This window comes from Bradyrhizobium sp. SZCCHNRI1009 (assembly GCF_032487575.1).
Lineage (GTDB): Bacteria > Pseudomonadota > Alphaproteobacteria > Rhizobiales > Xanthobacteraceae > Bradyrhizobium.
This window is the reverse complement of record NZ_JAUEUL010000044.1, coordinates 1-15,045: the sequence shown is the minus strand read 5'-3', so window position 1 is coordinate 15,045 and position 15,045 is coordinate 1. Positions and strand designations below refer to the sequence as shown.

Genomic DNA, 15,045 nt, shown 5'->3' with positions numbered 1-15,045 from the left:
ATCGCGGTAGGTGTTGTCGATGATGATGATCTCGCGGCCACCGATGTCGCGGCGGATGCGGCGCAGCAGCCGGCCGTCCGGCGCGGTGATCGTGACGATCTGGCTACCGTCGGGACGGATCACCACCGTGCGCGTCTCTCCCCGCTCCTGCTGGACGCGGATGTCCCGCGCGCCGTAGCGGAAGCGCTCAAGCTCGTCATGACGCACGAACTCCTGACCGCTCGGATCGCGCACGATGACGCGGCCCGGCTCGTAGATCAGCGTGCGACCGCCCTCCTGGACCTCGCGGCGCTGGCCGCGGAAATCGTCCAGCCGCTGCGGCCCCGCCAACGGCGCGCCGGGCGCGATCGGCGTGAGCTGCTGTGCCGTCGGCGGCGGCGGCGCCGGGATGGGCGCAGTGACCTGCGGCGGCGGCCGATTGGACATGGCCGGGGGGCCGGCGGGCGGCACAGCGCCAGGACCGGCCTGCGGCGCGCCGGCGGGTCCCGGACCGGGTCCGGCAGCACCAGGACCTGCCGCCGGAGGCGGACCACCCGGGGCTCCTGGGGGCGTCCCCGGACGTCCGCCGGGCGGGCTCCCGGCTGCGGGCGGCGTGCCTTGCTGCGACGGCGTCTGGGTGGCCGGAGGCGCGGGTGGCGCCGGCGGAGTTCCCGGAGCAGGCGCGACGGTTCCGGCCGGCGGCGTCGGCGCGCCGCGTGGCGGGGGTGCTCCCTGGGGAGCACCAGGCGGCGGGGCGCCGGCACCTGGCTGTGTCGGCGGCCGCTGCCCGGGGCCAACCGGAGGAGTCGGAGCCGGCGTCGGCTGCGGAGACGGCGCCGCGGACGGAGCCGGCGAGTGCGCAGGCGGCGACGCGTTCCCGGCCGCTGGCGACGAAGGCGGGGGTGTCACGGCTGACGGCGGCGTTCCCGGCCGCAGGTTCGGTGCCGGACTCGGCGGAGGTGGCGGGGCGGGCGTGGCCACGGGCGGCGTGGGCGGCGTTGGACGCGCGGGAGCAGCCGTCGGCGGGGGCGCAGGCGGAGTCGCAGGACGTGCCGGCTCACGCGGCGGCCCCGGCGGAGGCGCTGGAGGCGGCGGCGTATGCACCGGCGGAGCCGCAACAGGTGGCGCAGGACGCGCCGGCGGAGGTGCAGGCGGCTCAGCCCGTGGAGGCGGCGGTGCCGAATGTGGCGGCTCAGCCCGCGGCGGCGGAGCAGCCGGACGTGGTGGCTCGGCCCGTGGCGGAGGGGGCGGTGGGGGCGCGGGGCGCGGTGGCTCCGCACGGGGTGGCGGCGGGGGAGGCGGCGGCGCGGGACGCGGTGCCGCAGCCGGGGGAGGCGGTGGGGGAGCAGGACGCGGCGGAGCCGCCGCGGGCGGCGGCGCAGGCGGTGCCTGATGGGGCGGTGCAGCGGCCGGCGGCGGGCCAGCCGGCCGCTGAGGCGGGCCTGGCGGTTGACCATGCGGCGGCTGCTTGGGCCGACCGTCCGGGCCGACCTCGCCGCCGGGGCCGCCTGGACCTTGCGCCATGATCATCGGCGCGCTCTGCGCGTGGGAGCCGGAGCTCATCAGTTGCATCGCCGACAGCGCAGTCGTCGCCAGCAGCAGGACGCGAAGTTTGCTCATGTGTCTTGTTTTCCCGGAACGATCTTTTTCAAGCACGGAGAGATCAACGAGTATGGGTTAGGCCGGATTGTGGCGCAGTTCAAATCCGCAGGCGGATTTATTTCGACGCGAAGCCACCACCGCAGGGCCGCCATTCAGGTTTCATTCAGCCTTGATTTTCAAGGGCTTGGCGTAACCGCAGAGATGCGGACCGGCTCGCGGCCAAACCCTCGGCAGGCGATCATCATGACCGTCCAATCGCGGTCAATCCGTGGCCGGATTCGGTGTGGTGGGACCGAGCGGCCCTCGGCCGGGGATTTCGTCCGGCGTCGGCCCTGGCAGCTCGCGCGGCGGCGCCGGCGCATCAGGCTCGTACACCGGCGGCGGAATGTCGGGCTGCGGATTGCCGACCGGGTCTTCCTGCGGTGGTTCGACCGGATGGCCCGGCGTCGCCGGCGGAATCTCTGGCGGTTCGATCGGCATCACATCGCGACCTTGCGGTTGTCGCCGAGGTCGGGACGCGTGCCGGTCACCGCGGCCGCCGCCATCTTGACGTAGCTCACGACCGTGCCGGGCGAATCCCAGAACTCGGCGTCATCAGGCGTGATCTTCAACAGGCGGATGTTCGGATCCTCGGCGCTGTCCCACCAGGCCTTAGCCGGCGTCGAGAAGAGCTCCCGGATCTTGCCGCGATCGTTGGAGACGGCTGCCGTGCCCGTCAGCGAGACGTATTTCTGGGCTCCGGCGTCCGCAAACGACAGATTGATCTGCGGCGACCGCGCGATCTCCTCGTCCTTGTGACGCCGCGCGTCGGTGAGGAAATAGATCATGTTCTCGTCGCGCGCGAGATAGGCGCTCATCGGCCGTGCTCGCAGCCTGTCACCGTCGCGGGTGACCAGCATCGCAAATCCGATCTTCTTCATCAGGTCCCAAACGCGATCCTGATCGCGCGCGTCGTCATTGCTCATGGCCGGCTCCCTTGATGTCAGGGCCGACAACGCAGCGTGGGGCGCCGCGTTCCGGACGTAGCAGGGAAAGCGGACGGATGCGCGGTTCAGCCGCGCAGCAGCAGCGTGTTGCTGCGGGTGCGGCCGCTCTCGCGGTAACCGCGGCCGAGCATGTCGGCGAGGCAGTCGTTCTGCCATTCGTCGCGCGACAGATGTTCGATGACCACCGCCCGCGGCCACAAGGCGGCAGGCGCGTCACGGAAGAAGCAGGTCAGCACGCGGTCCTCGAAACCTTCCACGTCGATCTTCAGCGCGTCGACCTTGGTCGCTCCGGCCTGTTCGAGGATGGTCTGCAGCCGCAACGATGGGACCTTGAATGCGTCCGCTCCGGTCTCGCCGATCACGATATGGCTGGCGCCGAGATTGTCACCGTCCGTCTCGATCATCACCTCGCCGTCGCTGTCGCCTGCGGCCGCTGCCACCAGCCTGACCTGGGACAGCGCGGACGCAGCACGGTTGAAGCTCAGCCGCGCATGCGTGACCGGATGCGGCTCCACCGCGATCACGAGGCCGTCGGGCCCGACGTGACGGGCCAGCGGCAAGGCAAACGTTCCGACATTGGCGCCGATATCCACCACCACGCCGCCCTGCGGAACGTGGCTGCGCAGGAAATCCAGCTCCTCGCGATTGTAGTCGGGATTGAACAGCGCGCCGCGCTCGGTCGCACTGAGCTGATGGTAGAAGCGGAAACAGGCGCCCTGATAGCCGACGTCAACGGGGCCCGCCCCGAGCACATTGACGACGCGCGTCAACATCGGCCGGAACGCGCCGCGCTTGAGCCCGGAGCCGTGCGCCAGCCGGATCACCAGCGCCTGGGCGGCGTTGGGAGCGAAGGCACCAAAGGGAGGCGGAGAAGGATCGTTGTCGGGCGTCAAGGTCGCGTCCTGGGCTGAAGGCGACGTGTGATAGCCGGTTTCGCTGCGATCTCCAATGCAGGCGGCGTGTCCGCATTGTGTCGTCAGCGGGACAGCGCTGCGGCAGGGGCGCGAGGCGCTCAGGCTGCCTTGCGCTGGCGCAGGAAACGTCCGATGAGGCGACGCTTCCCCTTGCGCGGAATGAGATCGATGTCGCTGACGAGCTTGGCGCCGCCCTTGCGCCGCTCGAGCACGATCTTGCGGCTGTGGAAGGCCTCAAGCTCCACCCGGTGCGCCACGCTCACGATGGTCGCCTTCGGCAGCTCGCTCGTCACCATCTCCATCATCTTGTCCTGGCTCTTCTCGTCGAGCGCGGACGTCGCCTCATCGAGCACGACGATGTCGGGACTGTGCAGCAGCAGGCGCGCGAAGGCGAGGCGCTGCTTCTCGCCGCCCGAGAGCGTCTGGTCCCACGGCGCCTCCTCCTCGATCTTGTCCTTGAGATGATCGAGCCCGACCTTGTGCAGGGCTTCGCCGACCTGCGCCACGCTCCAGTCCTCGGCGGCGCCGGGATAGGCGACGGCCCGGCGCAGGCTGCCCGAGGGCACGTAGGGGCGCTGCGGCAGCATGAACAGCCGCCGGTCGGGATGGAAGTCGATGCTGCCGCCGCCCCACGGCCACAGGCCGGCAATGGCGCGCACCAGCGTGCTCTTGCCGGTGCCGGATTCGCCGGCGACCAGGAGTCGCTCGCCGGGATCGACGACGACCTCGGTTTCGCCGACCACGGCGGTGCCGTCGTCGAGCGTCACCTGCAGATCATTCAGACTGAGCATCGCTTCGCCGGCGGTCTCGCCGCGCTTGATGCGGCCAATGCCGTCGCCCCGCTCTGCACGCTCCAGCGCGTCGAGCGACATCATCAGCGAGGCGATGCGGCGGGCACAGGCGTTCCAATCAGCGAGACGCGGATAATTGTCGACCAGCCAGCCGAACGCAGTCTGAACGATCGTGAACGCGCTCGCGGCCTGCATCACCTGCCCGAGCGTCATGCTGCCGTCGAGAAATTTCGGCGCGCACAACAGCAGCGGCACGACCGGAGCGATGAGGCTCGAGCCCTGCGACACCAGCGTGGTGCGCATGTGCTGGCCGGCGAGCCGCGCCCATTGCTGCAGCACGTTGCCGAACGTCCGATCGATGCCGGCGCGCTCTTCGGTCTCGCCGCCGAGCAGGGCGATGCTCTCGCCGTTTTCGCGGACGCGGGTCAGAGTATAGCGGAAATCGGCCTCGGCCTGGTTCTTGTCCTCGGACACCTGCACGAAGCGGCGGCCGATCGTCATGATCGAGCCCGAGGCGATGGCGGCGTACACGATCGCGGCAATGACCAGAAAGCCGGGAATAGTGATCTCGGTCGCGCCGAGATGCAACGTCAGCGCGCCGCCGATGGTCCAGAGCACGACGATGAACGTCGCGGCCGACAGCAGCGCCGAGGTCACGCCGGCGATGAAGTCGACCGGCGAATCGGTTGCGACGCGCAGGTCCTCGGCGATCCGGTATTCCGGATTCTTGTGGTCGCCGCTGACGAGATTGAGCTGATAGTAGCGCCCGCTGGTCAGCCAGCGGGTGATGACGCTGTTGGTCAGCCACGCGCGCCAACGCCGCTGGATCGCCATCCGCGCATAGACCTGGGCGACGCCGAGGATGACGCTGCCGATCGCGAGCGGAAAGAAGATCGCGGTGAGATGAAAGACGGTCGCGGAATCGCGTTTCTCGATCGCGTCGAAGATCGACCGATTCCAGACGTTGATGCCATACTGGAATGCGACGGTCGCGACAATCAGGACCAGCAGGCCGACCGTAAACGCCCACGCCAGACGGTCGCCGCTCCGGCCCCAGTAACCGCGGGCGCTGATCCAGAACCGGGTCAGCAGATAGCGCTTGCGCAGTTGCTCGCCCTCTTCGGGCGACAGCTCCGGATCAGGCTCCACCAATTCGGGCGGCGGCGGCTCGACCTCAGCGCCATTCTCGGCCGCGATCTCGATGATCGGCGCCTTCTCGGGCGCCTGTGCCCCCGGCCGCGCGATGTCCTGAACCTGTCCCATGGCGCGATAACAGCAACGCAACCAGAAGGTTCCCGTCCGGGTTCCCGCGCAATGCGTGCCGGTCTCACGGCACCTGCGTGTTCGGCGCCATGGGTGGGGCGCGATACAGCGGCACCGGAACGACCTTGTGCAGCACGCGCGACAATTCCTCGATCGAATAGGGCTTGCGCAACAGCTCGAAGCCATGCGTGCCCTGCTGCACCAGCACATGGCTGTAACCGCTCGCGAGCACGACCGGCACGTTGAGCTCGAGCCGCCTGATTTCCTCGGCAAGTTCCAGCCCGGTCATGCCGGGCATCACGACGTCGGTGAAGACGACGTCGAACCGGCTGGTGCCGCCGATCAGCTCCTCCAGCGCGTCCCGGGCGTTGTCGACCAGCGTGGTCCGATAGCCGAGCTCGGCCAGCGCTTCGGTCGCCGACCTGCCGACGTCGATGTTGTCCTCGACCACCAGCACCGACATGCCTTGACCGCCGATCGGCTCGGCATGGCTGCCGTCCTCGCCGCGCTGCACCTGGGCTGGAGCGACGCGCGGCAGATAGAGCGTGAACGTGGCGCCGCGGCCCTTCTCGCTCGTGACCCCGATTTCGCCGCCGGACTGCTTGGCGAAGCCGAACACCTGCGAGAGGCCGAGGCCGGTGCCCTGGCCGATGGTCTTGGTCGTGAAGAACGGCTCGAAGATGCGTCCGAAATGCTCCGACGGGATGCCGACGCCGGTGTCCTGGACGTTGATGGCGACATAGCCCAGCGGCGGACGGTCGTGCGGCGCCGCCGGAGTCGGCAGCGCCGCTGCGGGGGCGACGGTGATGCTGAGACGTCCCTGGCCGGCCATTGCGTCGCGGGCATTGACGGCCAGGTTGATCAGCGCCGTCTCGAACTGGCCAGCGTCGGAATTGACGTAGCACGGCTCGTCGGGAACGGAGATCACGACCTCGACGCGTGACCCGACCAGGGTCTTGGTCATGTCGCGCAGGGCGACGACGCTGCGGCCGATGTCGAAGACCTCGGGCTTCAGCGTCTGGCGCCGGGCGAACGCGAGGAGCTGCGACGTGAGCTTCGATGCGCGCGCCACCGTATCCGAGATCGCGTCGATATAGCGCTGCCGCCGTTCGTCAGCCAGATCCGGCCGGCGCAACAGGTCGGCCGAGGCCCGGATCACGGTCAGCAGATTGTTGAAGTCGTGCGCGACGCCGCCGGTCAGTTGTCCCAGCGCCTCCATGCGCTGGCCGTGCTTGAGCGCATCCTCGGCCTCGAGGCGGCGGGCGGCCTCGACATGCAGGCGCTCGGTCCGCCGCTGGGCAAGGGTCAGGAAGACGACGAGCAGCGCGGTGGCCGGGATGCCGAAGATGAGGTGCCGGCCGATCGTGCCGAGCCAGCGGTTGCGGATGGTCGACGTCGCCAGCCCCGCCGAGACGTAGACCGGATAGCCGCCGAGCCGCTGATACCCGACGAGACGCTCGACGCCATCGACCGGCGAGATCTCGGTGACGAGCTGCTCCGCATCTGCGGCCCCGGCGGGAATGTCGCTGGGCCCTGCAGCCGCGCCTCTCCCGCCGCCCGGGAAGCGCGCCAGGATGAGACCATCGAAGCGGCGCAGCGCGAAGTAGCTGCCGGGCGCCCGGCCGATCCGGGCGTAGAAGTGCTCGAAATAATCCGGCAGCACCGAGGCCTGGATGATACCGGTGAAGCTGCCGTCGTCGCTCTGGCGGCGGCGGCTGATGCTGAAGAACGGCGCGCCCTGATAGGGCGGCCGCGGCGTCAACCGCGCGCCGATGAAGGTGCCGATGCTGTCCTTGACGTGGGCGCTGAAGTAGTCGCGGTCGAGGAACGTCATGTCCGGCGCCGGATAGATCATGCTGTTGACCAGCGGCCGGCCGTTGGCGTCGAACACCCAGGCGGACTTCATCTGCGGCAGCGCGTCCGACAATTGTCGCAACCGGGCGTGCAGCGCCTGCTCGCGCGCCTTGATGTCGGCATCCGACAGGTCGCGGACGACCTCGTCGATCTCCGAGAGGCTGCGCTCGATGGTCTCGAACACCTTCAGCGCGTGCTCGTGGACGATTTCGAGCGAGCGGCTGATCTCGCGATCGGCCTCCTCATATGTCGTGCCGTGGGAGACGTAGGCCGCGATCACGAACAGAGCGACAGGAAGCGCAAGTGACGCGACCATCATCCAGCGCAGCATCGTCAGCGATTTGCGTTGTGCGGTCTGCACGGTCGCTCCGGCCTCAAAGGGCCACAAGCTTAACGCAATCGACGGCGGCTACAAACTCGCTGCGCCCGGAACTTGTGCCGGTTCCGGGCGCATGATCGGTAAAGCTGTCCGCCCGGCTAGATCTGCCGCTCGACCAGCTTGAACTTGAGTTCCGCGATCGCCTCGGCGGGGTTCAGCCCCTTCGGGCAGGCCTTGGCGCAGTTCATGATGGTGTGGCAGCGGTACAGCCGGAACGGGTCCTCGAGATTGTCGAGCCGCTCGCCGGTGGCTTCGTCGCGGCTGTCCTTGACCCAGCGCGTCGCCTGCAGCAGCGCGGCGGGTCCGAGATAACGCTCGCTGTTCCACCAGTAGCTCGGGCACGAGGTCGAGCAGCAGGCGCACAGGATGCACTCGTAAAGGCCGTCGAGCTTCTCGCGATCCTCGTGGCTCTGCCGCCATTCCTTCTGCGGCGTCGGCGAGGTCGTCTTCAGCCAGGGCTCGATCGAGGCGTATTGCGCGTAGAAATTGGTGAGGTCGGGCACCAGGTCCTTCACGACGGGCTGATGCGGCAGCGGATTGATCTTGACCGCGCCGTCCTTCACGTCGTGCATCGAGCGGGTGCAGGCCAGGGTGTTCTGGCCGTCGATGTTCATCGCGCAGGAGCCGCACACGCCCTCGCGGCAGGAGCGGCGGAAGGTCAGCGACGGATCGATGTGGTTCTTGATCCATATGAGGCCGTCGAGCACCATCGGGCCGCAATCGTTGACGTCGACGTAGTAGGTGTCGACGCTCGGATTCTTGCCGTCGTCCGGATTCCAGCGATAGACCTTGAACTCGCGAACCTCGGTGGCACCGGCCGGCTTGGGCCAGGTCTTGCCACCGGTGATCTGAGAATTCTTTGGAAGTGCGAACTCAGCCATTTCGGAAGGCCTTCTTGGGTTTGACGGTCGGGCTCAGGTCACACGCGATCAGTACACGCGCGCCTTCGGCGGAATGTACTGCACGTCGTTGGTCATGGTGTAGTTGTGCACCGGGCGGTAATCGATCGTCGTCTTGCCGTCCTTGCTGTCGATCCACGCCAGCGTGTGCTTCATCCAGTTCGTGTCGTCGCGATCCGGAAAATCCTCGCGCGCATGGGCGCCGCGGCTCTCGGTGCGATTGACGGCCGAGTCCATCGTCACGACCGCCTGCGCGATCAGATTGTCGAACTCGAGCGTCTCGATCAGGTCGGAATTCCACACCAGCGAGCGGTCGGACACCGCGATGTCACCGATGCCGCCATACACCTTGTGGATCAGGTTATGGCCTTCCTGCAGCACCTCGCCGGTGCGGAACACGGCGCAGTTGGTCTGCATCACGTTCTGCATGCTCTCGCGCAGCTTCGCGGTCGGCGTGCCGCCGGAGGCATGGCGATAATGGTCGAGCCGGCCGAGCGCCTTGTCGGCGGAGTCCTTCGGCAGGTCCGGCTGCTTGCCGTTCGGCGTCAGCTTCTCCGCCAGTCGCAGCGCCGCCGCGCGGCCGAACACCACGAGGTCGATCAGAGAGTTCGAGCCGAGCCGGTTGGCGCCGTGCACGGAGACGCAGGCGGCCTCGCCCACCGCCATCAGGCCGGGGACGATCGCGTTGTCGTCGCCGTCCTTCTTGGTCAGCACCTCGGCGTGATAGTTGGTCGGGATGCCGCCCATGTTGTAGTGCACCGTCGGCACGATCGGGATCGGCTCGCGGGTGACGTCGACATTGGCGAAGATCTTGGCCGATTCGGAGATGCCGGGCAGACGCTCGGCCAGCACCTTCGGATCGAGATGGTCGAGATGCAGGAAGATGTGGTCCTTCTTCCGGCCGACGCCGCGACCTTCGCGGATCTCGATGGTCATCGCGCGGGAGACGACGTCGCGCGAGGCGAGGTCCTTGGCGGATGGCGCGTAGCGCTCCATGAAGCGTTCGCCCTCGGCGTTGACGAGATAGCCGCCTTCGCCGCGCGCGCCTTCGGTGACCAGACAGCCGGAGCCGTAGATGCCGGTCGGGTGGAACTGCACGAACTCCATGTCCTGCAGCGGCAGGCCGGCGCGCAGCGCCATGCCGCCACCGTCACCGGTGCAGGTGTGCGCCGAGGTGCAGGAGGCAAAGGCGCGTCCATAGCCGCCCGTCGCCAGGATCGTGGTCTGTGCGCGGAAGCGGTGCAGCGTGCCGTCGTCGAGCTTCAGCGCGATGACGCCACGGCAGACGCCCTGGTCGTCCATGATCAGGTCGATGGCGAAGAACTCGATGAAGAACTCCGCGGCGTGCCGCAGCGACTGGCCGTACATCGTGTGGAGCATCGCGTGGCCGGTGCGGTCGGCGGCGGCGCAGGTGCGCTGCGCCTGGCCCTTGCCGTAGTCCAGGGTCATGCCGCCGAACGGCCGCTGGTAGATCTTGCCGTCCTCGGTGCGCGAGAACGGCACGCCCCAATGCTCGAGCTCATAGACGGCCTCGGGCGCGTTGCGCACCATGTATTCGATCGCGTCCTGGTCGCCGAGCCAATCCGACCCCTTGACGGTGTCGTACATGTGCCAGCGCCAGTCGTCCTGGTGCATGTTGCCGAGCGAGGCCGAGATGCCGCCCTGCGCCGCCACGGTGTGCGAGCGGGTCGGAAACACCTTGGTGATGCAGGCGGTGCGCAGGCCCGCCTCGCTGCAGCCGACGACGGCGCGCAGGCCCGCGCCACCGGCACCGACCACGACGACGTCGTAGGTGTGGTCCTCGATCGGATAGGCTTTTCCGTTCGTCGCGGGCGCGCCGTTCGCGCTGCCATTTGCTCCGCCGGCCATGGGCTAGACTCCAGTGGACAGTTTGATGAGGGCGTAGATCGAGGCGAGCGCCACGGTCACCGCGAAGAAGTTGTTGGCCATGATCGCAACGAGCTTGAGCGGCTCGCTGTGGACGTAGTCCTCGATCACGACCTGCATGCCGATCTTCATGTGCCAGCAGCTCGCGATCACGAACAGCAGCATGATCACGGCGATCGGAATCGAGCCCAGGATCTGGACCGCGCCGGCCTGGTTGCGGCCGAGCAGCATGATCACGACCACGACGACCGGCACGATCAGCAGGGTCATGGCGACGGCAGTGATGCGCTGGCGCCAGAAGTCGCCGGTGCCGGAATGCGCTGCGCCGAGGTTGCGGACGCGGCCGAGCGGGGTCCGCATCGATTTCGCGCGTGCGTTGCTCATCGGCCGCCTCCCACCGCGTAAGCCACGATCCACACCAGGACGGTCAAGGTGATGCCGCCGATCAGGGCACCCCAGGTCAGCGCCTCGCGCTCATTGGGCTTGAAGCCGTAGCCGAGGTCCCAGACGAAGTGGCGGATGCCGGACAGCAGGTGGTGCAGCAGCGCCCAGGTGTAGCCGAACACGATCAGGCGGCCGAGGAAGCTGCCCATGAAGCCCTGGACGTAGGAGTAGGCGCTGGGACCAGACGCGGCGGCGATCAACCACCAGGCCAGCAGCAGCGTCCCGAAATATAGTGCAACCCCGGTGGCGCGATGGACGATCGAGAGGATCATCGTCAGCGTCCAGCGGTAGGTTTGCAGATGCGGCGAAAGCGGTCGTTCGATCCTGGCTGTCATTGGTTGCTTTGATGATTTCTTGTGGGCCGTGAACGCGGGGGGCTTGCGGCCGTGTGGATCGGCAAGGCGGCCTTTATTTACGGAGAAGGAACAGGCGTTGCAACGAACAAATCGCTCAAAATAGAACGCGGATTCAGTACTAGGCGGCCCGAAGGAAAAGGATCAATCGCCGCCGTGGTATACCAGAACCCAATCGCGACTGGATGTAGCGAACCATTATTCATTGCTACCTCCTCTCCCCGGCCGTTGCCAACGTGGCGGAACAGCTGAATAGCGCCTATCGCCGAGCACTGATTCACCGCTTAACGATGGTCCTGAGCGAGCGGTTTCGCGACAACAGCCAGCGCCATCTGATGATTCTGCAAACCTGCCCGGAGCGATACGCGGAGCAACAACCTGTCTCGGCGCCGGCCCGCGCGGCAGCAAAAGCGCCTCGATCTCCCGCGTTCCTCGCCGCGCACATGGCCCTCCGCCGGTCGATTTTGCCGCATGTCGCCACCCGGCGAAGCAGCCTAGTCTCGACGAGGTGCAACAGACGCGGTGCAGGGAGCCTCGATGCCGCTGCCGACGGTGCGACCGACAGCCACTGAACGCCCGGCGGAACTGCCGGCGCGCAAGGTGTCGTCGCACGAGCCCGTCGAGGAGCCCCTGACCTGCGTGCTCGGCTTCGCCGCCGCCGGCCTGTTCGCCGCCTGTCTCGCGCTGGCCATCCAGCATGAGATTGCCTCGCTCGCCGTGCTCGAATTCGTGCTGATCTGCGCCGCGCCGCCGCTGGCCGCGCTCGCCGGCCTCGCGATCGGACGACGGCGCTAGGCCGCCGTCACTTCGTATAGATGTCCTTGTACTGATCACGCAGCACGTTCTTCTGCACCTTGCTCATCGCGTTGCGCGGCAGCTCGTCGACCACGAATACGCGCTTGGGCATCTTGAATTTCGCCAGTCGGCCGTCGAGACCCTCGAGCACCCCCGCCTCGGTGACGTCGGCGCCGGGATGGCGGACCACGACGGCAGTGACACCTTCGCCGAAATCAGGATGCGGCACGCCGATGACGGCGGACTCGACCACGCCGGGCATGGCGTCGATCTCGCTCTCGATCTCCTTCGGATAGACGTTGAAGCCGCCGGAGATCACGAGATCCTTGCCGCGCCCGACGATATGGACGTAGCCCTGTTTGTCGATCTTGCCGAGATCACCGGTGATGAAGAAGCCGTCGTCGCGGAATTCCGACTTGGTCTTCTCCGGCATCCGCCAATAGCCCTTGAACACGTTCGGGCCCTTCACCTCGATCATGCCGATGTCGTCGCGCGCGAGCTCCTTGCCCGTCTCGGGATCGGTGACGCGCACCGAGACTCCGGGCAGCGGGAAGCCGACCGCGCCGGGCACGCGCTCGCCCTCGTAAGGATTCGACGTGTTCATGTTGGTCTCGGTCATGCCGTAGCGCTCGAGCACGGCATGGCCGGTGCGCGCGAACCACTCGCGATGCGTATCGGCGAGCAGCGGCGCCGAGCCCGAGATGAAGAGCCGCATGTGGCTGGTCGTCTCCTTCGACAGCCGCGGGTTCTGCAACAGCCGCGTGTAGAAGGTCGGAACGCCCATCAGCACGGTGGCGCGCGCCATCAGATTGATGATCAGGTCGGGATCGAGCTTGGGCAGGAAGATCATCGAGGCCCGCGCGAACAGCGTCACGTTGCTGGCCACGAACAGGCCGTGGGTGTGATAGATCGGCAGCGCGTGGATCAGCACGTCGTCCTTGGTGAAGCGCCAGTAGTCGATCAGGGTCAGCGAGTTCGAGGCGAGATTGTCGTGAGACAGCATCGCGCCCTTCGAGCGGCCGGTCGTGCCCGACGTATAGAGGATCGCCGCCAGATCATCGGCACCGCGCGGCACGGTGGTGAACGCGGTCTCCGCCTTGTCGGCGGCCTCGGTCAGCGAGCCCCTGCCGGAGGCATCCAGTGTCTCCACCTTGGCGCCGACCTTGGCCGCGAGCGCACCGATGCCCTCGGCCTTGGCAGGATCGCAGACCACCACGGTCGGCTCGGCATCGCCGATGAAATAGTCGAGCTCGTTGAGCGTGTAGGCGGTGTTGAGCGGCAGATAGACGCCGCCGGCGCGGATCGTGGCGAGATAGAGCACCAGGCCGGACACCGACTTCTCGGTCTGCGCCGCCACGCGATCTCCGGGCTTGACGCCACGGGCCACCAGCACGTTCGCCATCTGGCCCGCACGCGCGATCAGATCGCCGTAGGTGATGCGCTGGCCGTCATGGGTCTCGATCGCGAGACGGCTGGGATCGTCGAGACCGTCGAACAGGCGGGAGAACAGGTTGGCGTTGGCGGCTTGGTTCATGCGACATTCCCCTGGAGCGGTGGCCCGCCGGCAGTGCCAGCCTGCGGAACATGATGCTCTACGAAGACGAAAAGGGCTGGGACGGCGGATGGCACCGGCGATGTCGCCAGGGTTGCCGTCTCTGATCGAGGCTGCCTTAGCAAAAACGCCCTTTCAAAGGCAACGGGAGACGCCAAGATATGACCAAAGGGAAACGGATCGCGTGGATCACGGGCGGCGGCACCGGAATCGGCGAGGCCGGCGCGCTGGCGCTGGCGTCCGATGGCTGGACGGTCGTGGTGTCGGGCCGTCGCAAGGCGGCGCTCGACTCCGTGGTGGCGCGAGTCGCGGCGAGCGGCGGCACAGCCGAGGCTGTCGTGCTCGACGTCGCCAAGGCGGCGGACGTGCAGGCCGCCGCCGATGCCATCCTGATGCGGCACGGCCGCATCGATCTCCTCGTGAACTCCGCCGGCGTCAACGTGCCGAGGCGGCGCTGGGACGACATGACGCTCGACGGCTGGAACCAGCTGGTCGAGATCAATCTCAACGGCGTGCTGTATTGCATGAAGGCGGTGCTGCCGGCGATGCGCGCGCAAGCGGACGGCACCATCATCAACGTCTCGTCCTGGGCCGGGCGCCACGTCTCGAAGATGCCGGGGCCGGCCTACACCTCGACCAAGCACGCGGTGCTGGCGCTGACGCACTCCTTCAACATGGAAGAATGTGTGAATGGCTTGCGCGCGTGCTGCCTGATGCCGGGCGAAGTCGCGACGCCGATCCTGGAGCAGCGCCCTGTGGTGCCGAGCGCGGAGGAGCAGGCGCGGATGCTGCAGCCGGAGGATCTCGGCCGCACCATTGCTTTCGTCGCGAACATGCCGCCGCGCGTGTGCATCAACGAGATCCTCATCAGCCCGACTTGGAATCGTGGGTTCATCCAGACGCCGGGCAACAGGGATTGAGGGGGCTTGCATATCAAACATGCCGAACGCTCCCTACAACGACAGAGGACCTCGGGCCTAGTCTCACGGGATAACCACTGTCGGGCGGGCCTATCACGCGCGACCCCACCGGTGTCGTCCCCGCGAACGCGGGGACCCATACCGCGTGATGTCTGAAACAGGCAGGCGGCCAGTATCGAGCACGACAATTTAGCCCTGTGGTTATGGGTCCCGGATCTGCGCGCTTCGCGCTTGTCCGGGACGACAGTGGAGGTTGGCGCATCGAGCGCCGCCTCCGAAAAGCAGATTGAAATCGTGCGGTCTCATCCTCGCGACACGGTGCGCCCGAGCTGTGCTGAAACTCATCGCCCTCAAACAAACAGAGGGCGCAGGGAAGGCCGGGCGCTGGCCGCGCCCGTGGCCCGCCTGCGAAAGAAAATGCAGGCGG

General features: G+C 67.5%; 13 protein-coding genes and 1 pseudogene. 3 read left to right on the top strand and 11 right to left on the bottom strand.

Translation table 11 applies throughout. The annotated features are described in order from the left end of the window. Window positions 1-426: pseudogene (locus tag QX010_RS32840) on the bottom strand (OmpA family protein); the annotation flags it as partial. Window positions 427-881: 455 nt separating this feature from the next. Between QX010_RS32840 and QX010_RS32835 the strand changes: the two are divergent. Further along, complete coding sequence (locus QX010_RS32835) at window positions 882-1,505, top strand: hypothetical protein (RefSeq protein ID WP_316183683.1); 624 nt, start codon at window positions 882-884, stop codon at window positions 1,503-1,505. 337 nt (window positions 1,506-1,842) lie between these two features. Here QX010_RS32835 and QX010_RS32830 read toward each other — a convergent pair whose 3' ends face one another. The 9 genes from QX010_RS32830 to sdhC all read right to left on the bottom strand — a co-directional run bounded on the left by QX010_RS32830 (window position 1,843) and on the right by sdhC (window position 11,333). Beyond that, complete coding sequence (locus tag QX010_RS32830; RefSeq protein WP_315800846.1) at window positions 1,843-2,061, bottom strand: hypothetical protein; 219 nt, start codon at window positions 2,059-2,061, stop codon at window positions 1,843-1,845. Next, window positions 2,061-2,546: a pyridoxamine 5'-phosphate oxidase family protein gene (locus QX010_RS32825; protein ID WP_315800847.1), complete on the bottom strand. Its 486-nt coding sequence runs from the start codon at window positions 2,544-2,546 to the stop codon at window positions 2,061-2,063. Before QX010_RS32825 ends, QX010_RS32830 begins: the two co-directional genes overlap by 1 nt. 86 nt (window positions 2,547-2,632) lie before the next feature. Beyond that, window positions 2,633-3,460: an FkbM family methyltransferase gene (locus QX010_RS32820; protein ID WP_316183682.1), complete on the bottom strand. Its 828-nt coding sequence runs from the start codon at window positions 3,458-3,460 to the stop codon at window positions 2,633-2,635. A 119-nt stretch (window positions 3,461-3,579) separates the two neighbouring features. Beyond that, window positions 3,580-5,535, bottom strand: a complete 1,956-nt coding sequence (locus QX010_RS32815) for an ABC transporter ATP-binding protein/permease (RefSeq protein ID WP_316183680.1) — start codon at window positions 5,533-5,535, stop codon at window positions 3,580-3,582. A 64-nt stretch (window positions 5,536-5,599) separates the two neighbouring features. After that, window positions 5,600-7,750: an ATP-binding protein gene (locus QX010_RS32810; protein WP_316183679.1), complete on the bottom strand. Its 2,151-nt coding sequence runs from the start codon at window positions 7,748-7,750 to the stop codon at window positions 5,600-5,602. A 116-nt stretch (window positions 7,751-7,866) separates the two neighbouring features. Continuing rightward, the gene (locus tag QX010_RS32805) at window positions 7,867-8,649 is read right to left on the bottom strand and encodes a succinate dehydrogenase iron-sulfur subunit (RefSeq protein ID WP_315800851.1); all 783 of its coding nucleotides are present in this window, start codon (window positions 8,647-8,649) and stop codon (window positions 7,867-7,869) included. A gap of 48 nt (window positions 8,650-8,697) precedes the next feature. Then, window positions 8,698-10,536 (bottom strand): succinate dehydrogenase flavoprotein subunit, encoded by a 1,839-nt coding sequence (sdhA, locus tag QX010_RS32800; RefSeq protein WP_315800852.1) that lies wholly within the window; start codon window positions 10,534-10,536, stop codon window positions 8,698-8,700. 3 nt (window positions 10,537-10,539) lie between these two features. Next, window positions 10,540-10,914: a succinate dehydrogenase, hydrophobic membrane anchor protein gene (gene sdhD / locus QX010_RS32795; protein WP_315800930.1), complete on the bottom strand. Its 375-nt coding sequence runs from the start codon at window positions 10,912-10,914 to the stop codon at window positions 10,540-10,542. 20 nt (window positions 10,915-10,934) lie between these two features. Continuing rightward, window positions 10,935-11,333, bottom strand: coding sequence for a succinate dehydrogenase, cytochrome b556 subunit (gene sdhC, locus QX010_RS32790; RefSeq protein ID WP_315800853.1), 399 nt, complete (start codon window positions 11,331-11,333; stop codon window positions 10,935-10,937). A 555-nt stretch (window positions 11,334-11,888) separates the two neighbouring features. Here sdhC and QX010_RS32785 point away from each other — a divergent pair. Continuing rightward, a complete protein-coding gene (locus tag QX010_RS32785) occupies window positions 11,889-12,146 on the top strand; it encodes a hypothetical protein (protein ID WP_315800854.1) in 258 nt (85 codons plus the stop codon). A gap of 7 nt (window positions 12,147-12,153) precedes the next feature. Here QX010_RS32785 and QX010_RS32780 read toward each other — a convergent pair whose 3' ends face one another. Then, window positions 12,154-13,680, bottom strand: a complete 1,527-nt coding sequence (locus QX010_RS32780; protein WP_316183678.1) for a malonyl-CoA synthase — start codon at window positions 13,678-13,680, stop codon at window positions 12,154-12,156. Window positions 13,681-13,859: 179 nt separating this feature from the next. Here QX010_RS32780 and QX010_RS32775 point away from each other — a divergent pair, with 179 nt between their 5' ends. Continuing rightward, window positions 13,860-14,618 carry an SDR family oxidoreductase gene (locus QX010_RS32775; protein WP_315800856.1) on the top strand — a complete coding sequence of 253 codons (759 nt, stop codon included), beginning with the start codon at window positions 13,860-13,862 and terminating at the stop codon, window positions 14,616-14,618. Window positions 14,619-15,045: the final 427 nt, after the last annotated feature.